This is a genomic window from Streptomyces sp. Ru71 (genome assembly GCF_002920535.1).
GTDB lineage: Bacteria > Actinomycetota > Actinomycetes > Streptomycetales > Streptomycetaceae > Streptomyces.
In genome coordinates this window covers 58,423-80,233 of the sequence record NZ_PQSS01000010.1, presented here as the reverse complement: position 1 = coordinate 80,233, position 21,811 = coordinate 58,423, and the positions used below count along the sequence as shown (strand labels likewise).

23 protein-coding genes are annotated in these 21,811 nt (G+C 70.8%); 16 read left to right on the top strand and 7 right to left on the bottom strand.

The features are described 5' to 3' along the window. Positions 1-33: 33 nt before the first annotated feature. Both C3489_RS09025 and C3489_RS09020 read right to left on the bottom strand, forming a co-directional pair. Complete coding sequence (locus tag C3489_RS09025; protein WP_103781234.1) at positions 34-579, bottom strand: DUF4232 domain-containing protein; 546 nt, start codon at positions 577-579, stop codon at positions 34-36. A 103-nt stretch (positions 580-682) separates the two neighbouring features. Beyond that, positions 683-1,162: a hypothetical protein gene (locus tag C3489_RS09020; protein ID WP_103781233.1), complete on the bottom strand. Its 480-nt coding sequence runs from the start codon at positions 1,160-1,162 to the stop codon at positions 683-685. Between the two features lie 324 nt (positions 1,163-1,486). Between C3489_RS09020 and C3489_RS09015 the strand changes: the two genes are divergently transcribed. From C3489_RS09015 to C3489_RS09000, 4 genes are all read left to right on the top strand, one after another. Continuing rightward, complete coding sequence (locus C3489_RS09015; protein ID WP_103781232.1) at positions 1,487-1,864, top strand: VOC family protein; 378 nt, start codon at positions 1,487-1,489, stop codon at positions 1,862-1,864. A 26-nt stretch (positions 1,865-1,890) separates the two neighbouring features. Beyond that, on the top strand, positions 1,891-2,238 hold the full coding sequence (locus tag C3489_RS09010; RefSeq protein ID WP_103781231.1) for a helix-turn-helix transcriptional regulator: 348 nt from the start codon (positions 1,891-1,893) through the stop codon (positions 2,236-2,238). Then, a complete protein-coding gene (locus C3489_RS09005; RefSeq protein ID WP_103781230.1) occupies positions 2,235-2,693 on the top strand; it encodes an SRPBCC domain-containing protein in 459 nt (152 codons plus the stop codon). The genes C3489_RS09010 and C3489_RS09005 overlap by 4 nt, the downstream gene beginning before the upstream one ends. A gap of 144 nt (positions 2,694-2,837) precedes the next feature. Then, on the top strand, positions 2,838-3,107 hold the full coding sequence (locus C3489_RS09000; protein WP_103781229.1) for a DUF397 domain-containing protein: 270 nt from the start codon (positions 2,838-2,840) through the stop codon (positions 3,105-3,107). Positions 3,108-3,184: 77 nt separating this feature from the next. On the opposite strand, the gene C3489_RS08995 is transcribed toward C3489_RS09000, so the two are convergent. Further along, positions 3,185-3,661: an ATP-binding protein gene (locus C3489_RS08995; RefSeq protein WP_103781228.1), complete on the bottom strand. Its 477-nt coding sequence runs from the start codon at positions 3,659-3,661 to the stop codon at positions 3,185-3,187. Between the two features lie 366 nt (positions 3,662-4,027). On the opposite strand from C3489_RS08995, the gene C3489_RS08985 reads away from it, so the two are divergent. The 4 genes from C3489_RS08985 to C3489_RS08970 all read left to right on the top strand — a co-directional run bounded on the left by C3489_RS08985 (position 4,028) and on the right by C3489_RS08970 (position 7,771). After that, positions 4,028-4,852: a helix-turn-helix transcriptional regulator gene (locus tag C3489_RS08985; RefSeq protein WP_103781287.1), complete on the top strand. Its 825-nt coding sequence runs from the start codon at positions 4,028-4,030 to the stop codon at positions 4,850-4,852. 128 nt (positions 4,853-4,980) lie between these two features. Beyond that, positions 4,981-6,441 carry an aldehyde dehydrogenase family protein gene (locus tag C3489_RS08980; RefSeq protein WP_103781226.1) on the top strand — a complete coding sequence of 487 codons (1,461 nt, stop codon included), beginning with the start codon at positions 4,981-4,983 and terminating at the stop codon, positions 6,439-6,441. 100 nt (positions 6,442-6,541) lie between these two features. After that, positions 6,542-7,105, top strand: a complete 564-nt coding sequence (locus C3489_RS08975; RefSeq protein WP_103781225.1) for a DinB family protein — start codon at positions 6,542-6,544, stop codon at positions 7,103-7,105. Positions 7,106-7,129: 24 nt separating this feature from the next. Further along, complete coding sequence (locus C3489_RS08970) at positions 7,130-7,771, top strand: PadR family transcriptional regulator (RefSeq protein ID WP_103781224.1); 642 nt, start codon at positions 7,130-7,132, stop codon at positions 7,769-7,771. A gap of 63 nt (positions 7,772-7,834) precedes the next feature. Here C3489_RS08970 and C3489_RS08965 read toward each other — a convergent pair whose 3' ends face one another. Then, positions 7,835-9,241 (bottom strand): glutamate decarboxylase, encoded by a 1,407-nt coding sequence (locus C3489_RS08965; RefSeq protein WP_103781223.1) that lies wholly within the window; start codon positions 9,239-9,241, stop codon positions 7,835-7,837. Between the two features lie 113 nt (positions 9,242-9,354). Between C3489_RS08965 and C3489_RS08960 the strand changes: the two genes are divergently transcribed. Continuing rightward, the gene (locus tag C3489_RS08960) at positions 9,355-10,116 is read left to right on the top strand and encodes a MerR family transcriptional regulator (protein WP_103781222.1); all 762 of its coding nucleotides are present in this window, start codon (positions 9,355-9,357) and stop codon (positions 10,114-10,116) included. A gap of 21 nt (positions 10,117-10,137) precedes the next feature. On the opposite strand, the gene C3489_RS08955 is transcribed toward C3489_RS08960, so the two are convergent. Then, positions 10,138-10,503, bottom strand: a complete 366-nt coding sequence (locus tag C3489_RS08955; RefSeq protein WP_103781221.1) for a YbjQ family protein — start codon at positions 10,501-10,503, stop codon at positions 10,138-10,140. A gap of 140 nt (positions 10,504-10,643) precedes the next feature. Between C3489_RS08955 and C3489_RS08950 the strand changes: the two genes are divergently transcribed. Next, positions 10,644-11,549, top strand: a complete 906-nt coding sequence (locus C3489_RS08950; RefSeq protein WP_103781220.1) for a DedA family protein — start codon at positions 10,644-10,646, stop codon at positions 11,547-11,549. 30 nt (positions 11,550-11,579) lie between these two features. Here C3489_RS08950 and C3489_RS08945 read toward each other — a convergent pair whose 3' ends face one another. Then, positions 11,580-13,244 carry a threonine/serine exporter ThrE family protein gene (locus tag C3489_RS08945; protein WP_103781219.1) on the bottom strand — a complete coding sequence of 555 codons (1,665 nt, stop codon included), beginning with the start codon at positions 13,242-13,244 and terminating at the stop codon, positions 11,580-11,582. 113 nt (positions 13,245-13,357) lie between these two features. Continuing rightward, on the bottom strand, positions 13,358-13,849 hold the full coding sequence (locus tag C3489_RS08940; protein WP_103781218.1) for an inorganic diphosphatase: 492 nt from the start codon (positions 13,847-13,849) through the stop codon (positions 13,358-13,360). A gap of 124 nt (positions 13,850-13,973) precedes the next feature. On the opposite strand from C3489_RS08940, the gene dacB reads away from it, so the two are divergent. From dacB to folE, 6 genes are all read left to right on the top strand, one after another. Then, a complete protein-coding gene (gene dacB, locus C3489_RS08935; RefSeq protein ID WP_103781217.1) occupies positions 13,974-15,497 on the top strand; it encodes a D-alanyl-D-alanine carboxypeptidase/D-alanyl-D-alanine-endopeptidase in 1,524 nt (507 codons plus the stop codon). A gap of 308 nt (positions 15,498-15,805) precedes the next feature. After that, positions 15,806-16,939: a zinc-dependent metalloprotease gene (locus C3489_RS08930; protein ID WP_103781216.1), complete on the top strand. Its 1,134-nt coding sequence runs from the start codon at positions 15,806-15,808 to the stop codon at positions 16,937-16,939. Positions 16,940-17,131: 192 nt separating this feature from the next. Continuing rightward, positions 17,132-18,181 carry a tRNA lysidine(34) synthetase TilS gene (gene tilS, locus C3489_RS08925; RefSeq protein ID WP_103781215.1) on the top strand — a complete coding sequence of 350 codons (1,050 nt, stop codon included), beginning with the start codon at positions 17,132-17,134 and terminating at the stop codon, positions 18,179-18,181. A gap of 64 nt (positions 18,182-18,245) precedes the next feature. Then, positions 18,246-18,806, top strand: coding sequence for a hypoxanthine phosphoribosyltransferase (gene hpt / locus C3489_RS08920; RefSeq protein WP_031165039.1), 561 nt, complete (start codon positions 18,246-18,248; stop codon positions 18,804-18,806). Positions 18,807-18,989: 183 nt separating this feature from the next. Beyond that, positions 18,990-21,029, top strand: a complete 2,040-nt coding sequence (gene ftsH / locus C3489_RS08915; RefSeq protein WP_103781214.1) for an ATP-dependent zinc metalloprotease FtsH — start codon at positions 18,990-18,992, stop codon at positions 21,027-21,029. 154 nt (positions 21,030-21,183) lie between these two features. Continuing rightward, positions 21,184-21,789 carry a GTP cyclohydrolase I FolE gene (gene folE, locus C3489_RS08910; protein ID WP_103781213.1) on the top strand — a complete coding sequence of 202 codons (606 nt, stop codon included), beginning with the start codon at positions 21,184-21,186 and terminating at the stop codon, positions 21,787-21,789. Positions 21,790-21,811: the final 22 nt, after the last annotated feature.

The window sequence follows — 21,811 nt, the reverse complement described above, 5'->3', positions numbered from 1 at the left end:
GCGGCCGGGTCCCCGGGGTGTGATTGGTCCGGGTCAGTCGCCGGACTGCTGGAAGCCGCTCACCGTGGCGTCCGGTGCGCTGTCCTTGAGGGCGACCTCGCCGTACGACCACGGGAAGTCCTGCGTTTCCCTGCCGCCGGGCAGGGTGAACGTCGCCGTCTTCGCGGCGAGGCTCTGTGCGCCGGACGACTCCGCCGCGCGCGTGTAGGTGATCGTGAAGGACGCGGTCGCGTCCTTGGCCAGGGTCAGCTTCTGGCTCTGTGCGGCCTGGTCGGCCGGAACCGTCGCCTTCTTCTCGCCGGCCTGGAGCGTGACCTGCGGGAAGCCCTCCAGGGTGCAGTCGGTGCCCTGGTTGGTGAGCGTGACGGTGACGGTGCCGGTGTCCCCGGCGGCCGGGGCTTCGCTGACCGGGCCGACCTGTGCGCCTACGGTGCCCAGGCGGCAGGCGGTGCCGGTCGCGGTGGTGCCGCTCGCGGCATTGGCGTTGTCGGTGCCGCCTGCGGTGTCGTTGCTGCTGTCGCAGGCGGTGAGGAGGAGGGCCGCGGCGAGGGCGGCGACGGTGATCGGCGTGGCGCGCATGAGTGGGTTCCCCTGAGATCGAGACGGTGCGTCAGGATCATCGCGCATGCGCGTGCGTGGGCGAGCGCGGTGTGGCGCCGCGTGGCGTCGTGTGGTGCCGGTGTTATGAGCCCAGGCCCGCCGTGGGCAGGCGGGGAGGCACTTTGCCCCCCTCGGAGCGGGTGTACGTCTCCGTGCCGACGTCACCCTCCCAGGTGACCTTCAGGGACGACTTGTCCACGGAGTCGACTCGGCCGGTCGTGCGGTCGCCTGCGGCGCCGTTGGCGCACTTCAGGTGGATCGTGCGGGACTCGGCTTCTCCGTTGCACACGCTGCCGCCGGTGGTGAACAGGCCCGCCTGCTTGCCGGTGATGACCAGGACGATCGCCTTGCCGCCGTTGGTGGTGAGCCAGTTGCCGTCCAGGTCGCCGGCGGGGGTGGGGGTGGCGGTCGGGGACTGGGGCGCCGACGCGGTGGGGGTTCGGGGGGTGGCGTCCTTGCCGTCGTCCTTGCCGCCGCTGCCGCCGCTGCAGGCGGTCAGGGCGAGGGCGCCGGTCAGGGCGGTGGCTGCCGCGAGTGCGAGGCGGGGGGTCTGGGGGGTCACGGGTGGTCACGTTACCAACGGGTTCGGAGGCGGTTCCAGACCCGGCCGATGTCGTTTGTCCGCGGGTGGGTGGGGGGGTTGCTCGCCTTTGCCTGCGGCGGCCTGTGCGGGTTGCGTTGTGGTTGCTCGCGCAGTTCCCCGCGCCCCTTTTATGCCTGCGGCTTTTATGCCTGCGGCGGCCCGTCGCTGTTGCGTCGTGGCGTGCGTAGCGCCGACGGCCCCCGGCCCCTTCCCGCCGTGGGCGGCTGCGGGCCGTCGTCGGGTCTATGCGTAGGACTTTCCCTACGCTTGACGCGTAGGGAAAGTCCTACCTATCGTCGTTCCATGAACATCACCCACGCTTCCTTCGTCACCCTCCCCGTCGCCGATCAGGACCGGGCGCTGCGCTTCTATGCCGATGTCCTGGGGTTCGAGGTGGTCGCCGATCTGCGGATGCCGCCGGGGCGGTGGCTTCAGGTCGCGCCGAAGGGGGCGCAGACCGTGTTCACGTTGGCGGGGCCGGGGATGGGGGGATTCGAGGCCGGGTCGGCTCGGGGGATCATGTTGGTCACGACCGATGTCGACGCCGACTGCGCCCGGCTCGCCGAGGCGGGTGTCGCGGTGCAGGGGCCGGAGGAGCATCCGTGGGGCCGTATGGCCTCCTTCGCCGATCCCGACGGCAACGGTCTGATGCTGCTGACGGAGGCGTCGGCGCGGGGCTGACTGAGAAGGAAGGTTGCTGAGCCGCCATGAGTACTGGGGCGACCGCCGCTGACGACCGTGTCTTCGCCGCCCTCGCCAACGCCACTCGGCGTGAGGTGCTGCGGCTGTTGCGGGACGGCGGGCCCCAGCCCGTGCAGGCGCTGGCCGATCACTTCGACATGCGCCGGCCCAGCCTCTCGGAGCATCTGAAGGTGCTCAAGGAGGCAGGGCTCGTTGCCGAGCAGCGCGTGGGGCGGCAGCGGGTCTACCGGCTCCGGGCGGCGCCGCTCGCCGAGGTGCAGGAGTGGCTCCATCCGTACGAGCGGTTCTGGCGAGAGCAGCTGAAGGGGCTCGGCGATCTGCTCGACCGCATGCCCGACGATGACCCCTCATGAGCACCGACGACGACCTGACCACCGTCCGCGTCGACCAGTTCTTCCCGCATCCGCCCGCCAAGGTGTGGCGCGCGCTGACCGAGCCGGCGCTGCTCGCCCAGTGGCAGATGCCGGGTGCCGCCGATTTCCGTCTGCGGGTCGGCCACCGGTACCGGATGACGTCCGTCCCGCGGCCCAACACCGGCTTCTCCGGTGTCGTCGAGGTGGAGGTCCTCGCCTACGAGGCGGAGCGGATGCTGTCCGTCCGCTGGGCGGACGCCGATCCGGCCAATCCCGCCGACTGGACGATCACCTGGACCCTGGAACAGGAAGGGCGCGGAACGCGTCTCTTTCTGGTGCACGAGGGCTTCGATCCGGACGACCCGGCGCAGTTGATGGCCCGGCGGATCATGGGTGGCGGCTGGGCCGCGCATGTTCTGCCTGCTCTGGGGCAGACGCTGGAACGGTTCGGGTAAAGCGCTCGTCAAAGCTGTAACCGGGGGAATACCCCGCGTGCACGTGCATCTGCTCCTGCAGCTGCACGTGAACGCGGCTATGATCCCGCACAGTTGACACTGCATCTATGGCCTCATCAGCCAGTGCATCACCGGGGAGCGACTGTGGACCACGACGTGTACGACGTTGAGAGCGCGTCCGGCGTGTACAACGGCATGGCCGCCACGCGCCTGCACGGGGTGAACTGGCAGAAGAGCCGGCACAGCAACTCCCAGGGCTCCTGTGTGGAGTTCGCCCGGCTGCCCGGTGGTGACGTGGCCGTCCGCAACTCCCGGTTTCCCGACGGCCCCGCGCTCGTCTACACCCGCGCCGAGATCGAGGCGATGCTGCTCGGCGTGAAGGACGGGGAGTTCGATCATTTGATCTTCGGCTGACGCGTCGGCTGCGGGGCCGGCGTCGCCGGATGGGGTAACGCGCGTAGAACCCCGGCGTCGGAAGATGCCGGGGTTCGTCAGCGGGACGGCAGCCGGAACAGGGCCCAGACGACCTTGCCGCCCAGGGCGCCCGCGAGCGGGTGCCAGCCCCAGCTGTCGCTGAAGGAGTCGACGAGGAACAGTCCGCGGCCGGACTCCGCCGAGAAGTCGTCGTCCGTCTCGCGCGCCACCGGGCCGGCCTCGCTCGCGTCGCGCACCGCGCACACCAGCCGCTCGGTCCACCGCATCAGGTGCAGCCGTACGGACGGCTGCGGTTCGTCGTCCGGTCGCTCGCCCGCCGGTGTCGCGTGCCGCAGCGCGTTGGTGACCAGTTCGGAGACGACCAGGCACACGTCGTCGAAGCGGTCGCCGAGGTCCCACTGGTCCAGGGTGGTGCGGGTGAACCGGCGTGCCTCGCGGACGGCTTCATAGCGGGCGGGCAGGGAACAGGAGGCGGCGTTCGACACGGCTGCGGGATCCAGCGGCGGAAGGCCCTGCCGTAACGGCTGGAGCATGGTCGATCCATTCGTCCCCATGCGAGGCACTCCCGGGAGTTCGCGGTCGTTGCGATGCAGCGGTGGCGCGGGACCATGGTTTCGGATGCGCACACCAGATGCAAGGGCAGATGCACGTGCACGTGACCGAAATGGATGCCCCCGTGCCGCTTGTTGGCCATTTTTTCTGCCACGTTCTCTGGCAACTCCCGTCACTGGGCTACACCTTGATGGCCAGAAGTCGCGCGCGTGCTGTACCACTCTTTTCCGTCTGTGTAATCGGACGAGTACTGCTCGAAGTGATTTAGTGGCAGACTGCGGCCCCTGGAGTCGGTTGGGAGGCAGGCGGACGTGAGTGCGGGAGAGCCCGGATCAGTGGTGCGGCGCATGCTGCTCGGCTCGCAACTCAGGCGGCTGCGCGAGGCGCGTGGGATCACTCGTGAGCAGGCGGGGTACTCGATCCGTGCCTCCGAGTCGAAGATCAGCCGGATGGAGCTGGGCCGGGTGAGCTTCAAGACGAGGGACGTGGAGGACTTGCTGACGCTGTACGGCATCACGGACGAGGCGGAGCGCACGGCCCTGGTCAACCTGGCCCGCGAGGCCAACGTCGCCGGCTGGTGGCACAGTTACTCCGACGTCCTGCCGAGCTGGTTCCCCACCTACGTCGGCCTGGAGGGCGCGGCCTCCCTGATCCGCGCCTACGAGGTGCAGTTCGTGCACGGCCTGCTGCAGACCGAGGCGTACGCGCGCGCGGTGGTGCGGCGCGGTATGAAGGGCGCGAGCGAGGCCGATGTCGAAAAGCGCGTCGCGCTGCGCCTGGAGCGGCAGAAGTACCTCGTCGCCGAGAACGCCCCCCAGTTCCACGTCGTGCTCGACGAGGCCGCCCTGCGCCGCCCCTACGGCGACCGCACGGTGATGCGCGAGCAGCTGCAGCATCTGATCGACATGTCGGAGCGGCCCAACATCCGTCTGCAGGTCATGCCGTTCAGCTTCGGCGGGCACTCCGGGGAGTCCGGCGCGTTCACCATCCTCAGCTTCCCGGAGTCCGATCTGTCGGACGTGGTGTTCACCGAGCAGCTCACCAGCGCGCTGTACCTGGACAAGAGCGAGGACGTCGCCCAGTACGAGCAGGCGCTCGCGGAGCTCCAGCAGGACAGCCCGGGGCCGTCGGAGACGCGGGACCTTTTGCGAGGACTCCTTCAACTGTCGTGACTCGTCAGTACGATGACGTGCGATCAGGTGACGCAGACCACCAAGTGACCGAGTCACGTCGTGGTCGTGTCGCGAAGTGATCGAGTGCCGACTTCGCCTGCCCGCGGCAGGAAGGATTGAGGGATCGCATGTCGCCGTACTTCTCCGACCTGGCGCAGCAGTACATCGACGGTGAGTGGCGCCCGGGCACCGGCTCCTGGGACATCATCGACTTCAACCCGTACGACCACGAGAAGCTGGCCTCGATCACGATCGCCACGGCCGGCGAGATCGACGCCGCCTACCGTGCCGCCGAGCGTGCCCAGAAGCAGTGGGCGGCCACCAACCCCTTCGCCCGGCGGGCGGTGTTCGAGAGAGTGCTGCGCCTCGTCGAGGAGCGCGAGGCGGAGATCACCGAGGCGATGATCGCCGAGCTGGGCTCCACCCGCGGCAAGGCCGCCTTCGAGCTGCACCTGGCCAAGGAGTTCCTGCGCGAGGCGGCTCATGTGGCGCTCAGCGCCGAGGGCCGTATCCTCCCGTCCCCGATCGACGGCAAGGAGAACCGGGTCTACCGGGTGCCAGTTGGCGTGGTCGGTGTGATCAGCCCCTTCAACGTGCCCTTCCTGCTGTCGCTGAAGTCGGTCGCGCCGGCGCTGGCGCTGGGCAACGCGGTGGTGCTCAAGCCGCACGAGAGCACGCCGGTCGTCGGCGGCACCCTGATAGCCAAGCTCTTCGAGGACGCCGGGCTGCCCGCGGGAGTGCTCAACGTGGTGGTCACCGACATAGCCGAGGTCGGCGACGCCTTCCTGGAACACCCGGTGCCGAAGGTCATCTCCTTCACCGGCTCCGACCGGGTCGGCCGCCATGTGGCCGCCGTCTGCGCCGCCAACGTCAAGCGCGCGGTGCTCGAACTGGGCGGCAACAGCGCGCTGGTGGTCCTCGACGACGCCGACCTCGACTACGCCGTCGACGCCGCCGTCTTCAGCCGGTTCGTCCACCAGGGCCAGGTCTGCATGGCCGCCAACCGCCTGCTGGTGGAGAGGTCGGTCGCCGAGGAGTTCACCGCGAAGTTCGCCGAGCGGGTCCGGGGACTCAAGAGCGGCGACCCGAGCGACCCCGAGACCGTCATCGGCCCGCTGATCGACTCCCGGCAGGCGGAGGACGTCACGAACGTCGTCGAGCAGGCCCTCGCCGAGGGCGCGACCGCGCTGGTGCGGGGCGGCAGGACCGACACCCTGGTCGAGCCGGCCGTCCTGACCGGTCTGCCCGCCGACTCGCCGCTGCTGCGGCAGGAGGTGTTCGGACCGGTCGCCTTCGTCGTCCCCTTCGACGGCGAGGAGGAGGCCGTGCGCCTCGTCAACGACACCCCGTACGGCCTGAGCGGCGCCGTCCACACCGGTGACGTCGAGCGCGGAGTGCGGTTCGCCCTGCGGATCGACAGCGGCATGTTCCATGTGAACGACGGCACCGTGCACGACGAGCCGCTGGTCCCGTTCGGCGGGGAGAAGCACTCGGGGCCGGGCCGGCTGAACGGCGAGTCGACGCTGGAGGCGTTCACCTCGCTGAAGTGGATCTCGGTGCAGCACGGGCGCAGCCGGTTCCCGTTCTGAACCGCCCGGCATTGCGGACAGAGGCTGACCGCAAGGGTCCGTAACGTCGTCGGTGTCGGGCAGGAGAGCCCGCGGACGACGAGTCGAAAGGCGGCCGGTCATGGTCACTCATGTGCGAGCCGAGGCCCTCGGTGACGAGCGCGGGGCGCTGCTGTCCTTCCTGGCGGAGCAGCGCGGCGGCATCCGGCGGGCGGTGCTCGGCCTCACCGAGGAGCAGGCGGCGAGCCGGCCGAGCGCCAGTGAGCTGTCCCTCGCCGGGCTGGTCAAGCATGTCGCCGAGGTCGAGCAATCTTGGGTCGCCCGCGCCAAGGGGGAGCCGCCGGCGGTCAAGCGGGACGAGTCGAACTGGCCCGAGTGCTTCCGGCTGGTCGGGGGCGAGACGCTCGCGCAGCAGCTGGCGTACTGGGAGCGGGTGGCCGCCGAGACGGAGGCCTTCGTCCGGCAGGCGCCCAGCCTCGACGACACCTTCGCCCTGCCCGATGAGCCCTGGTTCCCGCCGGACGAGCGCGTCTCGCTGCGCTGGCTGTGCCTGCACCTGATCCGCGAGACCGCCCGGCACGCCGGCCACGCCGACATCATCCGCGAGTCCCTGGACGGCAGGACCGCCTTCGAGCTGGTGGCCCTGGAGCAGGCCGGACAGGCGGGCCCGGAGCAGGCCGGATAGCCGTACGGCAATAACCTGGACGGCATGTCAGCGATCCGTCTGCTCGTGCTGGGGGCCGTTCGCCAGCACGGGCGGGCCCACGGCTACCAGGTGCGCGGCGACCTGGAGTACTGGGGCGCGCACGAGTGGTCCAACGCCAAGCCGGGCTCGATCTACCACGCCCTGAAGCAGATGGCGAAGCAGGGACTGCTGCACGCGCACGAGACGGCGCCGTCCACGGCCGGGGGACCGCCCCGCACGGAGTACGAGATCACCGAGCGGGGCACTCAGGAGTACTTCACGCTGCTCAGGGAGGCGCTCGTGGCCCGGGACCGTGCCGTCGACGTGCTCTCCTCGGCGATCGGGTTCATGGTCGACCTGGAGCGCGCGGAGGTGGTGGCGCTGCTGCGGGAGCGGCTGCGGCGGCTGGCGGAGTGGCGTGACGAGGTCACCGAGCACTACGTCCCCGAGGAGGGGCCCGAACAGCTCGGTCACATCGGCGAGATCATGAACATGTGGGTGCACACGGCCGACGGCGAGGCCGCCTGGACCCGGGGCCTGATCGCCCGCATCGAGGCGGGCGCCTACACCTTCGCCGGCGAGGGCGAGCCGTTCGTCGGCGTCCTCACCGAGGGCCAGGACAACCCGTACGCGACGGGGGAGCGGCATCCCGGGGACACGCGTTAGCCAACGGCCACTGCTACGTCTTGCCGCGCGCCCCGGAGCAGGACCGGAAAGGACGCCGGCCGCCTAGTGGTGGAAGCTCGTCGCCGCGTCCCGGTCGCGGGTCAGGGGGTGCGGCTGCCGGCGCAGTTCGGGCAGCAGGCGGGTGAGGTCCTCGACGAACAGCTCGGCGAGGTCCGAGGAGAAGCCGTTGCGGCACACCACCCGTAGCACCGCCAGGTCCTCCCGCTTCGGCGGGAAGGTGTACGCGGGTACCAGCCAGCCGCTCTCGCGCAGCCGCCGGGAGACATCGAACACGTCGTACGCCTGGACATCGGGTGCCGTCGTGCAGGCGAACACCGGCAGCTGGTCGCCCCGGGTCAGCAGCCGGAAGTCGCCGAGCGCCTCGATCCGGTCGGCGAGCGAGCCGGCCACGTCGCGGGACGCCTGCTGCACCGCCCGGTAGCCCTCCCGGCCCAGCCGCAGGAACGTGTAGTACTGCGCCACCACCTGCGCGCCGGGCCGGGAGAAGTTCAGCGCGAAGGTCGGCATGTCGCCGCCCAGGTAGTTGACCCGGAACACCAGCTCCTCCGGCAGCGCCGTCGCGTCCCGCCACAGCGCCCAGCCGACGCCGGGATACACCAGCCCGTACTTGTGCCCGGAGGTGTTGATCGACGCCACCCTCGGCAGCCGGAAGTCCCACACCAGCTCCGGGTCGAGGAACGGCGCGATCATCGCCCCGGACGCCCCGTCGACGTGCACCGGGACGTCCAGCCCGGTGCGCTCCTGCAGGGCGTCCAGCGCCGCGCACAGCTCGGCGATCGGCTCGTAGGAGCCGTCGAAGGTGGAGCCGAGGACGCCGACGACACCGATGGTGTTCTCGTCGCACAGCTCGGCCGCGGCCGCGGGGTCGAGGTGGAAGCGCTCGCCCTCCATCGGCACGAGCCGGGGCTCGACCTCCCAGAAGGTGCAGAACTTGTCCCAGCAGACCTGGACGTTGACGCCCATGACGAGATTGGGCCGCGCCGCCGGATAGCGGTCGCCGGCGCGCTTCGTCCAGCGCCGCTTCAGCGCCATCCCGGCGAGCATGCACGCCTCGCTGGAGCCGGTCGTGGAACAGCCCACGGCGGCCGAGGGATCCGGCGCGTGCCACAGGTCGGCGAGCATCGCCACACAGCGCCGCTCCAGCTCGGCGGTGCGCGGATACTCGTCCTTGTCGATCATGTTCTTGTCCCGGCACTCCGCCATCAGCACCCCGGCCTGCGGCTCCATCCAGGTGGTGACGAAGGTGGCCAGGTTCAGCCGGGAGTTGCCGTCCAGCATCAGCTCGTCGTGCACCAGCTGATACGCCGTCGAGGGCGCCAGCGGGGAGTCCGGCAGGCGGTGCGTGGGCGGTGCCTGGGTCATCCCACCCGTCGGATTGGCCTCGCCGAAGAACGGGTTGACGGCCAGCGGACGGTCGGCGGGCTGCTCGGTGCCTTTGTGCAGGGGCATGGCTACGACGCTATGTCCGCTATGTCGGGTGTGCATCTCGCGCCTGCGTCAGGCTTGCACCTCACGTGGCGTGAGGACGCAGGGTGGAGCCCGCAAGCGAGAAGGGAGCGGAAGTGAGCTACTCCGTGGGACAGGTCGCGGGCTTCGCCGGGGTCACGGTGCGCACACTGCACCACTACGACGCCATCGGCCTGCTCGTACCGAGCGAGCGCAGCCACGCGGGCCACCGGCGCTACAACGACGCCGACCTCGACCGGCTGCAGCAGATCCTGTTCTACCGCGAGCTCGGCTTCCCGCTGGAGGAGGTCGCGGCCCTGCTCGACGACCCGGACGCGGACCCGCGCGCGCATCTGCGCCGCCAGCACGAGCTGCTGACCGCCCGGATCGAGAAGCTGCAGAAGATGGCCGAGGCCGTGGAGCACGCCATGGAGGCACACAAGATGGGAATCAACCTCACGCCCGAGGAGAAGTTCGAGGTGTTCGGGGACCACGACCCCGAGCAGTACGCCGACGAGGTCCGGGAGCGCTGGGGCGACACCGAGCAGTACCGGCAGTCCCAGCGCCGGACGGCCTCGTACACCAAGGAGGACTGGAAGCGGATCACCCAAGAGCTGGACGCCATCCACGGCCGGATGGCGGATCTGCTCGGCCAGGGTGTGCCGGCCGGCTCCGAGGCCGCGATGGACGTCGCCGAGGAGCACCGCCTCTTCATCTGCTCCAGCTACTACGACTGCTCGCACGAGCTGCACGCGTGCCTGGGACAGATGTACGTCGACGACCCGCGGTTCACCGCGACCTACGAGAACATCCGCACCGGACTGGCCGTGTACATGCGCGACGCCATCAAGGCGAACGCGGCCCGGCACACCGCCTGAGCGGGTCGTGGCCCGGGCCTGCTACTCCCGGGCCACGACCACCGCCGTGCCGTACGCGCACACCTCCGTGCCCACGTCCGCCGCCTCCGTCACGTCGAAGCGGAACGCCAGCACGGCGTTGGCGCCACGCGCGCGTGCCTGCTCCACCAGCCGCTCCATCGCCTGGTTGCGGGTCTCCACGAGCGTCTTGGTCAGCCCGCGCAGCTCGCCGCCGACCAGCGACTTCAGCCCGGCGCCGATCTGGCTGCCGACGTGGCGGGAGCGCACGGTCAGCCCGAACACCTCGCCGATGACCTGCTGCACCCGGTGGCCCGGTACCTCGTTCGTGGTGACGACCAGCACATCCGCCTGGGGCGTCTGGCCGCCGCCGTAATCGTCGATGCCCATGGTCCACAGCTTCGACCCGGGCGGCGCCGGGTGCATCCTGAGAGAGCCCGGGGAACCTGGGCCGTACACCACGCGTTGATAGCTTTGGGCGGGCGCTACCTGCCGCCGTACCTCCCCACCCCTCTCAGGAGCCCGGAACCGTGACGACGCTTGCCCTCGGCCCGAGCTGGCTCGATCCGAACTACCTCCTCGACACGTTCGGCATCTGGGGCCTGCTCCTGATCGTCTTCGCGGAGTCGGGTCTGCTGATCGGCTTCTTCCTGCCGGGCGACTCGCTGCTGTTCACCTGCGGTCTGCTGATCACGTCGAACCAGCTGGACTTCCCCCTGTGGGCGGCGATCGCGCTGATCTGCCTCGCGGCGGTCCTGGGCGACCAGGCGGGTTACATGTTCGGCAAGAAGGTCGGCCCGTCGCTGTTCAACCGGCCCGACTCGCGCCTGTTCAAGCAGGAGAACGTCACCAAGGCGCACGAGTTCTTCGAGAAGTACGGCCCCAAGTCCCTGGTCCTGGCCCGCTTCGTGCCGATCGTGCGCACGTTCACGCCGATCATCGCCGGCGTCAGCGGTATGCGGTACCGCTCGTTCCTGGTCTTCAACGTCATCGGCGGTGTCCTGTGGGGCGCCGGGGTGACGCTGCTGGGCTCCTGGCTGGGCAACATCGACTTCGTCAAGAACAACATCGAGGCGATCCTCATCCTGATCGTCCTCGTCTCGGTGGTGCCGATCGCCATCGAGTTCCTGCGCGCCCGCCGCAAGAGCAGGAACGCCCCGCAGGCCGAGCCTGCCCGGCAGCAGCCGCACCAGATGCCCCCGGCGATGGACGACGCGACGACCCAGCTCCGCCGCATCGACCCGGCGCCGGACCACCAGACGCCGCACCACCACCCCGGGCAGCAGCCCCAGCAGCCGCAGCAGCACCCCTACGGCGACCAGTACAGCGAGCAGTACGGAAACCAGTACTACGGCGAGCAGTACCCGCAGCAGCAGCCGCAGAGCTACGGGCACCAGCAGCAGTACGGCGGCCAGTACCCGTACAACCAGGGCTGAGGGGCCTCGGACGACCAGGGCCGAGGGGCCTCAGAAGCCCCTCGTCCGCTTGGCGGCGCGGCGCTTGTCGGCGGAGCCGACCCGCAGGAACAGCCGGGAGATCTCCGACCCCAGGTTCACCCCGATCGCGATGGCCATCGCCAGCGCCGCCGCCTTCGTCAGCGACACCAGCCCCTTGTCGACGTCGTTCTGCGCGATCGACAGCAGCCCGAAGTACGTCGCCGAACCCGGCAGCAGCGGTCCGATCGCCGCCGTCGTGTAGGGCAGCGCGGAGACGAACCGGTAGCGCGACAGCAACTGCCCGAACAGGCCCACGAGACCCGCGGCGACGGCCGTGGAGGCCACCGGCGAGATGTCCCCGGTGTAGTGCAGCGCGCCGTACACCACCCACGCCACACCCCCGTTCAGGGTCACCGCGAGGACCGTGGACCGCTCCTGCTGGAGCAGCACCGCGAAGGTCGCCGACAGCAGCATCGACGCCGCGATCTGCAGCAGCGGCCGCTCCTCCAGCCGCAGCGCCGCGTCGGGGTTGAGGTGTGCCCCCAGCTGCACGCCGAGGTAGAGCATCACCAGCACCCCGACGACGATGCCGACGAAGAAGTACAGCACCTCCAGCAGACGCGCCGAGGCGGTGATGTAGAAGCCGGTCAGCCCGTCCTGCACGCCCGCCACCAGCGCCCGCCCCGGCAGCAGCGCGAACAGCCCACCGGTGATCACCGCGGACGCGTTCACGTCCACGTGCGCCAGGGTCAGCGCGACGCCTATCGCGGCCGGCGGCATCGCGGCCACCGTGAACTGGTAGAACTCCGGCAGCCCGCGCCCCGCGCACAGCCACGCCAGCCGGTCGCCCAGCATGGCGCCCACCATGGCCGCGGCGAACACCGGCAGCCCGCCGCCGACCAGCAGCGAGGCCGCGCCGGCGAGCAGCCCGCTGGCCAGGGTCAGCACCCAGGTCGGGAACGGGTGCCGGTTGCGGCGGATCTCCGCCAGACGCCGGTAGGCCTCCTCCAGGGAGACATGGGTCTCCGGGTCGCTGAGGTCGTCCACGAGCCGGAACACGGCCGCCAGCCGCGTGTAGTCGGTGCCCCGGCGCCGCACCGTGCGGGAGGCGGTGACCGGGTCCTCCACGAGGGAGGGCTGGTAGGAGATCGCCAGCAGGGTGAAGGTGACGTTCGGCTCGCAGCGGTCCAGGCCGTAGGAGCGGCACACCGCGAACATCGCCGCCTCCACGTCCTCGGCGCCCTCACCGCCGGCCAGCAGCAGCTCGCCGATACGCAGGGTCAGGTCCAGCACGCGCGGGACGGCCGGGCCGCCCTCCTCCGGCTTGTGCACCTTCTCCGGTGCCGGCCGCTCGGCCACCGGCATGCGCAGCATGGTGCGCATCCGGTCCTGCCACGGCACGTCCTTGGTGAGGCTGACCGCCGGTATCCCGCCGGGCGGCGTGAAGGCCGGCGGGGCGCTCTTGGCGCTGTAGACGCTCGGCGGGCTGAACGCCGAGCCCTCCGGTTCCGCCGCGGGCGCCTGCGGCGCCTCCAGGCCGTCCGGCAGCGCGAACTCGGACGTCGTCTCCGACTCGCCGCCCACCACCTTGGGCACGGTGAGCCCCTCGGGAATGGCGAACTCGGACGTGATCTCCGAGTCGTAGGCGCTCCTGGCCTCGTCCGACTGCGGCTTGCGGTCCTCCGCCTCGCTCACTTGAAGCAGCACTCCCTGTACGACACTCCGTAGGCCTCAGTATGCGCACAGACGCCGAACGGGCCGCACGCATGCGCGTGCGACCCGTCACCGGCCGGTGGGCTCAAGAGGCCTCAGTGGCCGCCGTGCTCCCCCTGGCGCTTGATGGAGCGCTCGATCTCGGCCTCGGCGTCCGCGCGGCCGACCCAGTTGGCGCCCTCGACGCTCTTGCCCGGCTCCAGGTCCTTGTAGACCTCGAAGAAGTGCTGGATCTCCAGGCGGTCGAACTCCGAGACGTGGTGGATGTCGCGCAGGTGCTCCATCCGCGGGTCGGACGCCGGCACGCACAGCACCTTGTCGTCGCCGCCGGCCTCGTCGCGCATGCGGAACATGCCGATGGCGCGGCACTTCACCAGCACGCCCGGGAAGGTGGGCTCGTCCAGGATGACCAGGGCGTCCAGCGGGTCGCCGTCCTCGCCGAGGGTGCCCTCGATGTAGCCGTAGTCGGCCGGGTAGACCGTCGAGGTGAACAGGTGCCGGTCCAGGCGGATCCGACCCGTCTCGTGGTCCACTTCGTACTTGTTGCGCGAACCCTTCGGGATCTCGATCGTGACGTCGAACTCCACCGGTGGCTCCTCCATGATCAGCACATACGTCGGGTGATTAAGTGTCCCTCACGCCAGTGTGTGATCGCGAAAGGGGCTGGTGGTCGTGCCGGAACTGAGGCCTTGGCGAGCCGCGAGACCGCACATGGCACGGATCGCGGACGCCGTACGGCCGCGGCTGGCACGCGCCGCCGACGCCGCCCGGCTGAAGGTCACGCGCACCGGCCGGCCGAAAGCCGTCAGCACCTGGCAGTACACCGCGGGTGCCGCCACCGTCGGTCTCGCACTGGCCGCCGGCGTCGTCACCGCCGCCGGCCCCTGGGACTCCACGGGTCAGCGTACGGCCGAACGGCAGTGGGCAGCCGCCCAGGAACGTGCGGGTGGCGCAGATCACGGCCGTACGTCCGATTCGCCCCGATCCTCCGACGCGGCGGCCGGGGCGCCCCGCCCGGCACCCAGCGCGCCCGCGGTCCTCACCGGCCTCGGCGGCGCCGCGACCACCGCGCAGACCCCGCCCGGCGGCCCCGCTCTGGCCGCCCTGCTCGACCCGCTGCTGAGGGACCCCTCCCTCGGCGCGCGGCGCGCGGCCGTCGTCGTCGACCTGGCCGGCGGCAGGCGGCTGTACGGCACCGGCGCCGACGACGCCCTCACGCCCGCCTCCACCACCAAGCTCGCCACGGCGGTCGCCGCGCTGTCCGCCCTCGGCGCCGACCACCGCCTCGCCACCCGCGCGGTGCTCGAACCGGACACCCGGGAGCTGATCCTGGTCGGCGGCGGCGACCCGACCCTGACCGCCCGCGCGGACGCCGGCGACTGGGCGAGCCTGCGCACTCTCGCCGCGTCCACGGCCGCCGCCCTGCGCGAGCGCGGCCTGAGCGAGGTCACGCTCTCGTACGACACGAGCCTGTACGCCGGGCCCGTACTTCACCCGATCGGGCAGAACGAGAACCTCGCCCCCGTCACCGCCCTGATGGTCGACGAGGGCCGCACGGACGACTCGACGGCCGGTACCGCGATCCGCGCCACCGACCCGGCGGCGGACGCGGCCCGCCGGTTCGCCGACCTGCTGCACGCGCAGGGCGTCCGGACCAAGGCCCCCGGCCCCTCCAAGGCCACCCAGCGCGCCCAGACGCTCGCGACGGTGACGTCCCCGCCGCTGTCCGACCTCGTCGAGCGGATGCTCACCAACAGCGACAACGACATCGCCGAGCACCTGGCCCGCCAGACCGCCCTCGCCACCGGCACCCGCCCCGACTTCGCCGGCGGCGGCGAGGCGATCCGCCGGCAGCTGGCCAGGCTCGGGCTGCCGCTGAAGGGGGCCGTCTTCAAGGACGGCAGCGGCCTGGACCGCACCGACCGCGCCACCGCCGGCCTGCTGACGGCCCTGCTGGCCAAGGCGGCCGACCCCGCCCGCCCCGAGCTGCGCCCCGTCCTCACCGGCCTGCCCGTCGCCGGCTTCACCGGCACCCTGACCAGCCGCTACACGGGCGGCGCGGCGGGTCTCGTACGCGCCAAGACGGGCACCCTGAGCGGCGTCAACGCCCTGGCCGGCACGGTCGTGGACCCGCGCGGCCACGTACTGGCGTTCGCCTTCCTGGCCTCGGGCACGACGAACGCGGACGCGGCCCAAAGAGCCCTGGACAAGGCAGCCACGGCACTGGCGGGGTAGGGCCCCCGGCCATCGAGCGGCCGCGCGGCACGCCGTGCCGCCCGCCCCGCCGGGCAGCCATCCGACCGCCCTGCACCCGCCGTGCCCGCCACCGAGCGGCCGGCCCGCCCTACCGCCATACCGCCGTGGGCAGTCGTTCCGCAGGGCGGAACGGGTGGGCACGGCCCGCAGTACCGGTGCCTGCCCAGCAACCCTCGCCCCTGCCGACGCAAGCACCCCCACAACAACACCCGGACCTGCTCAACACCCCCCACGTCACCCACCCCCACGGCCTGCCCCAAGTGGGAACGCTCACGTACGGTTGACACATGACGAGCATCGGTGGTGCCGCATCTGCTGGGATGGTCGACTGGAATCTCGCGGTCGCGACCGCGACCCGGCTCGTACGCCCGGGCCCCGAGGTCAGCCGCGAAGAGGCCCGCGACGTCGTCGCGGAACTGCGCCGCCACGCCAAAGCCTCGGAGGAGCACGTCCGGGGCTTCACTCGTATGGCCACCGGCGAGATCCACGACACGCCCGTCCTCGTCGTCGACCGCCCCGGCTGGGTGAAGGCGAACGTCGCCGGGTTCCGGGAGATCCTCAAACCGCTGCTGGAGAAGATGCAGGAGCGCCGCGGCAGCTCCCCCGGCGGTCAGGTCCTCGGCGCCGTCGGCGGCAAGGTCACCGGCGTGGAACTGGGCATGCTGCTGTCCTTCCTCGCCTCCCGCGTCCTCGGCCAGTACGAGACCTTCGCCCCCGCCACCCGCGAGCTGCCGGCCGGTGAGAACGGCGGCGGCCGGCTCCTGCTCGTCGCCCCCAACATCGTCCACGTGGAGCGCGAACTCGACGTCCAGCCGCACGACTTCCGCCTGTGGGTGTGCCTGCACGAGGAGACGCACCGCACCCAGTTCAGCGCCGTGCCCTGGCTGCGCGACCACCTGGAGGGCGAGATCCAGTCGTTCCTCGCCGAGACCGACGTCGACCCGATGACCGTCCTGGAGCGCGTCCGCGAGGCCGCCCAGTCGCTGGCCGGCGGCCGCCCCGAGGGCGAGGAGGAGGACGGCGGACGCTCCCTGGTGGAGCTGGTGCAGACCCCCGCCCAGCGGGAGATCCTCGGCCGGCTCACCGCCGTGATGTCCCTGCTGGAGGGCCACGCCGACTTCGTCATGGACGGCGTCGGACCCTCCGTCGTGCCGTCCGTCGCCGAGATCCGCGAGAAGTTCCAGCAGCGCCGCGCCAAGGGCGCCTCCCGCCTCGACCTCGCCCTGCGCAAGCTGCTCGGCCTGGACGCCAAGCTGCGGCAGTACCGGGACGGCGAACGCTTCGTGCGCGCGGTCGTCGACGAGGTCGGCATGGACGGCTTCAACCGTGTGTGGACCTCTCCGAACACACTCCCGACCAAGGCGGAGATCTCCAAACCGGCAGACTGGATCGCGCGGGTGCACCGCAGGCCCGAGGCGTGAACGGCGCGAGACGGTGGTGAAAACGATCCGGCCGACGGCAGTCGAACGCCCCTCCAATCACCCGTCCGAGGGACCGTGAGGCGTGGACAGGCGTGCAATGCTCGGGTCACCGCCCGTTTCTGTCACCATCTACACACTCTGAGTGACCGACTCGGGCTCACCCCCCGAAAAGCTTCCTGAAGGGAACCGGACATGGGTCCCCATCCTGCGGTCGCGGCGATACGCCTGGCGGTCCGCCGCGTCCTCCACGACATCCTCACCGAACAGACCTCCTCCGCCACCGTGAGGGCCATGGAGCCCGCCGGGTCCGGCGCACCCGCGCGCCCGCCCGCGCCGCTCGTGCTCGTGGCCTGCTCCGGCGGCGCCGACTCCATGGCGCTCGCCTCCGCCCTCGCCTTCGAGGCCCCCCGGCTCGGCATCCGCGCCGGCGGCATCACCGTCGACCACGGTCTGCAGCCCGGCTCCGACATCCGCGCCGCCGAAGTCGTCCAGCGCCTGACCGAACTCGGCCTCAGCCCCGTCGAGTCCACCGCCGTCACCGTCGGCCGCGACGGAGGCCCCGAGGCCGCCGCCCGGGACGCCCGCTACGCCGCCCTGGACGCCGCGGCCAAGCGCCACGGCGCCGCCGCGATCCTCCTCGGCCACACCCGCGACGACCAGGCCGAAACCGTCCTGCTCGGCCTCGCCCGCGGCTCCGGCATCCGCTCCCTGTCCGGCATGGCCGCGGTCTCGGGGGCCGACGGCCGTTACCGGCGCCCCTTCCTCCAGCTCGACCGGCAGACCGCCCGCAAGGCCTGCATGGTCCAGTCCCTGCCCGTCTGGGACGACCCGCACAACGCCGACCCCGCCTACACCCGCTCCCGGCTGCGCCACGAGGGCCTGCCCGCCCTGGAGAAGGCCCTCGGCAAGGGCGTCGTCGAGGCGCTCGCCCGCACCGCCCAGCTCTCCCGCGACGACGCCGACGCCCTCGACGCCTGGGCCAGCCAGGCCGAGGCCGGCGTACGCGACGCGGCCGGGCGACTGGAATGCGCCAAGCTCTACGCCCTGCCGCCCGCCGTGCGCCGCCGGATCCTGCGCCGCGCCGCCATCGAGGCGGGCGCCCCGGCCGGTTCCCTCTTCGCCCGGCACATCGAGGAGGTCGACCGGCTGATCACCGGCTGGCGCGGTCAGGGAGCCATCAATCTGCCCGGCAAAGTCGTCGCCCAGCGTCAGGGTGGCAGACTGGTGATTCGGCAAGGCTGAGTCCCGACCCCTCACGCAGACGCGGCGGGGGCGGACCGGCCGGTGGGACGACCGACCGAAAGTGATGCGGGTGGACGCGAAAGACATGGGTGCCGACCTTCAGCAGGTGCTCATCACCAAGGAAGAGATCGACGCGAAGCTGGCCGAGCTGGCCGCGAAGATCGACGCGGAGTACGCGGGCAAGGACCTGCTGATCGTCGGTGTGCTCAAGGGCGCGGTGATGGTCATGGCCGACCTGGCCCGGGCGCTGTCCACCCCCGTCACCATGGACTGGATGGCCGTGTCCTCCTACGGCGCGGGCACCCAGTCCTCCGGCGTGGTGCGGATCCTCAAGGACCTCGACACCGACATCAAGGGCAAGCACGTCCTGATCGTCGAGGACATCATCGACTCCGGCCTGACCCTGTCCTGGCTGATCAACAACCTCGGCTCGCGCGAGCCCGCCTCCCTGAAGGTGTGCACGCTGCTGCGCAAGCCCGACGCCGCCAAGGTCGCCATCGACGTGGAGTGGGTCGGCTTCGACATCCCCAACGAGTTCGTCGTCGGCTACGGCCTCGACTACGCCGAGAAGTACCGCAACCTGCCGTTCGTCGGTACGCTCGCGCCTCACGTCTACGGCGGCTAGCCCAGCCGGGCACGCTCCCCGCGACGATCGGGAACCCCGGCGGGCCTCCCGCCGTTGGAGCATGCAGACGGGTTCGTCAGCGGTCCTGTGCGGCTTCGGACGCCAAGGCTGGGGTACCGTCAGAAGAACTGTCTTATCAAACTCACTATGGCAGGAGGGACGGGGCGGCACCGCTCCGTGTGGATGGACGTGAAGCGATACTTCCGTGGGCCGGTCATGTGGATCGTGCTGGCCGTCCTTGCCGTGGTCGTGTTGATGCAGGTCGTCGGCTCGTCCGGCGGCTACAAGACGGTGGACACCGCACAGGTCGTCCAGGCCATCAACGACAACAAGGTCGAGCAGGCCAAGCTCACCACCGGCGACGAGCAGACCATCAAGGTCGAGCTCAAGGACGGCGTCAAGGTCGAGGGCAGCTCGAAGATCCAGGCCAGCTACATCGGCGACCAGGGCGTGACCATCGCCGGCACGCTGCAGACCAAGTACCAGGACAAGCAGATCCCGAAGGGCTACACGGTCTCGCCCTCGAAGCAGAACCCGTTCCTCGGCATCCTGCTTTCCCTGCTGCCCTTCGTCCTGATCGTCGTCGTCTTCCTGTTCCTGATGAACCAGATGCAGGGCGGCGGCAGCCGGGTGATGAACTTCGGCAAGTCCAAGGCCAAGCTCATCACCAAGGACACCCCCAAGACGACCTTCGCCGACGTCGCCGGCTGCGACGAGGCCGTCGAGGAGCTCCACGAGATCAAGGAGTTCCTCCAGGAGCCGGCCAAGTTCCAGGCCGTCGGCGCCAAGATCCCCAAGGGCGTGCTGCTCTACGGCCGCCCGGGTACCGGCAAGACCCTGCTCGCGCGCGCCGTCGCCGGCGAGGCGGGCGTCCCGTTCTACTCGATCTCCGGTTCCGACTTCGTCGAGATGTTCGTCGGTGTCGGTGCCTCCCGGGTCCGTGACCTGTTCGAACAGGCCAAGGCGAACGCCCCGGCGATCGTCTTCGTCGACGAGATCGACGCGGTCGGCCGCCACCGCGGCGCCGGCCTCGGCGGCGGTCACGACGAGCGCGAGCAGACCCTGAACCAGCTGCTCGTCGAGATGGACGGCTTCGACGTGAAGGGCGGCGTCATCCTGATCGCCGCCACCAACCGGCCCGACATCCTCGACCCGGCGCTGCTGCGCCCCGGCCGCTTCGACCGGCAGATCGCCGTCGACCCGCCGGACCTGCAGGGCCGTATGGAGATCCTCAAGGTCCACCAGAAGGGCAAGCCGGTCGCCCCGGACGTCGACCTGTCGGCCGTCGCCCGGCGCACCCCCGGCATGACCGGTGCCGATCTCGCCAACGTGCTGAACGAGGCCGCGCTGCTCACGGCCCGTTCGAACCAGAAGCTGATCGACAACAAGATGCTCGACGAGGCGATCGACCGCGTCGTCGCCGGCCCGCAGAAGCGGACCCGCATCATGTCGGACAAGGAGAAGAAGATCACCGCGTACCACGAGGGCGGTCACGCCCTGGTCGCGGCGGCCTCGCCGAACTCCGACCCGGTCCACAAGATCACCATCCTGTCCCGCGGCCGTGCCCTGGGCTACACGATGGTGCTCCCGGACGAGGACAAGTACTCCACCACCCGCAACGAGATGCTCGACCAGCTCGCCTACATGCTGGGCGGCCGCGCTGCCGAGGAACTGGTCTTCCACGACCCGACCACCGGCGCCGCGAACGACATCGAGAAGGCCACCAACCTGGCCCGCGCGATGGTCACCCAGTACGGCATGACCGAGCGTCTCGGCGCGATCAAGTTCGGCGGGGACAACTCCGAGCCGTTCCTGGGCCGTGAGATGGCCCACCAGCGCGACTACTCCGAGGAGGTCGCCGCGCTGGTGGACGAGGAGGTCAAGAAGCTCATCGAGACGGCGCACAACGAGGCCTGGGAGATCCTGGTCGAGAACCGCGACGTGCTCGACAACCTCGTCCTGCAGCTGCTGGAGAAGGAGACGCTGGGCAAGGAGGAGATCGCCGAGATCTTCGCCCCCATCGTCAAGCGCCCGCCCCGGCCCGCCTGGACCGGCTCCTCGCGCCGCACGCCGTCCACCCGTCCGCCGGTGCTCTCCCCGAAGGAGCTCGCCCTGACGAACGGCGCCAACGGCGCGACGGCCGCGATCAGCACGGCGAAGTCGACGGCGGCGGACCCCGCCCCCGCCACCGAGACGGCCCGCGAGGACCGTCCCGAGAGCTGACCGTTCCGGCCACCGGGCCGGAATGGATGCCGCGCCCCCCGGGTTCTAGCCTGGGGGGCGCGGCATTTCGTATACCGCGGATCGCACGCGTGGAGCCGGCCCCGCCGTGGACAGGCGGGCTCCGCGTATGACAGGTAGAGGAACGAGGAACCAGATGACCGACCCCGTGACGCTGGACGGCGAAGGCAGCATCGGCGAGTTCGACGAGAAGCGCGCCGAGAACGCCGTGCGCGAACTCCTCATCGCGGTCGGCGAGGACCCGGACCGCGAGGGCCTGAGGGAGACGCCGGCGCGCGTGGCGCGGGCGTACAAGGAGATATTCGCGGGCCTGTGGCAGCAGCCCGAGGACGTCCTGACGACGACGTTCGACCTGGGCCACGACGAGATGGTCCTCGTGAAGGACATCGAAGTCTTCTCGACCTGTGAACACCATCTCGTGCCGTTCCGGGGCGTCGCCCACGTCGGCTACATCCCGTCCACCAGCGGGAAGATCACCGGTCTGTCCAAGCTGGCGCGGCTGGTGGACGTCTACGCCCGCCGCCCGCAGGTGCAGGAACGTCTCACCACGCAGATCGCGGACTCCCTGATGGAGATCCTGGAGCCGCGCGGGGTCATCGTGGTCGTCGAGTGCGAGCACATGTGCATGTCGATGCGCGGCATCCGCAAGCCCGGCGCCAAGACCATCACCTCGGCGGTGCGCGGTCAGCTGCGGGACGCGGCCACCCGCAACGAGGCGATGAGCCTGATCATGGCGAACTGAGCCCACGTGCCTCCACGGGGCG

What these genes read in the sequence shown, in the direction of transcription:
- C3489_RS09025 (WP_103781234.1), bottom strand. Translation starts at nt 579, where the DNA reads ATGCGCGCCACGCCGATCACCGTCGCCGCCCTCGCCGCGGCCCTCCTC.
- C3489_RS08975 (WP_103781225.1), top strand. Translation starts at nt 6,542, where the DNA reads ATGGTCACTCATGTGCGAGCCGAGGCCCTCGGTGACGAGCGCGGGGCG.
- tilS (WP_103781215.1), top strand. Translation starts at nt 17,132, where the DNA reads ATGGGTCCCCATCCTGCGGTCGCGGCGATACGCCTGGCGGTCCGCCGC.
- C3489_RS08965 (WP_103781223.1), bottom strand. Translation starts at nt 9,241, where the DNA reads ATGCCCCTGCACAAAGGCACCGAGCAGCCCGCCGACCGTCCGCTGGCC.
- hpt (WP_031165039.1), top strand. Translation starts at nt 18,246, where the DNA reads ATGCGGGTGGACGCGAAAGACATGGGTGCCGACCTTCAGCAGGTGCTC.
- C3489_RS09010 (WP_103781231.1), top strand. Translation starts at nt 1,891, where the DNA reads ATGAGTACTGGGGCGACCGCCGCTGACGACCGTGTCTTCGCCGCCCTC.
- C3489_RS09015 (WP_103781232.1), top strand. Translation starts at nt 1,487, where the DNA reads ATGAACATCACCCACGCTTCCTTCGTCACCCTCCCCGTCGCCGATCAG.
- C3489_RS08930 (WP_103781216.1), top strand. Translation starts at nt 15,806, where the DNA reads ATGACGAGCATCGGTGGTGCCGCATCTGCTGGGATGGTCGACTGGAAT.
- ftsH (WP_103781214.1), top strand. Translation starts at nt 18,990, where the DNA reads ATGGACGTGAAGCGATACTTCCGTGGGCCGGTCATGTGGATCGTGCTG.
- C3489_RS08970 (WP_103781224.1), top strand. Translation starts at nt 7,130, where the DNA reads ATGTCAGCGATCCGTCTGCTCGTGCTGGGGGCCGTTCGCCAGCACGGG.
- C3489_RS08955 (WP_103781221.1), bottom strand. Translation starts at nt 10,503, where the DNA reads ATGGGCATCGACGATTACGGCGGCGGCCAGACGCCCCAGGCGGATGTG.
- folE (WP_103781213.1), top strand. Translation starts at nt 21,184, where the DNA reads ATGACCGACCCCGTGACGCTGGACGGCGAAGGCAGCATCGGCGAGTTC.
- C3489_RS08995 (WP_103781228.1), bottom strand. Translation starts at nt 3,661, where the DNA reads ATGCTCCAGCCGTTACGGCAGGGCCTTCCGCCGCTGGATCCCGCAGCC.
- C3489_RS08980 (WP_103781226.1), top strand. Translation starts at nt 4,981, where the DNA reads ATGTCGCCGTACTTCTCCGACCTGGCGCAGCAGTACATCGACGGTGAG.
- C3489_RS08985 (WP_103781287.1), top strand. Translation starts at nt 4,028, where the DNA reads ATGCTGCTCGGCTCGCAACTCAGGCGGCTGCGCGAGGCGCGTGGGATC.
- dacB (WP_103781217.1), top strand. Translation starts at nt 13,974, where the DNA reads ATGGCACGGATCGCGGACGCCGTACGGCCGCGGCTGGCACGCGCCGCC.
- C3489_RS09005 (WP_103781230.1), top strand. Translation starts at nt 2,235, where the DNA reads ATGAGCACCGACGACGACCTGACCACCGTCCGCGTCGACCAGTTCTTC.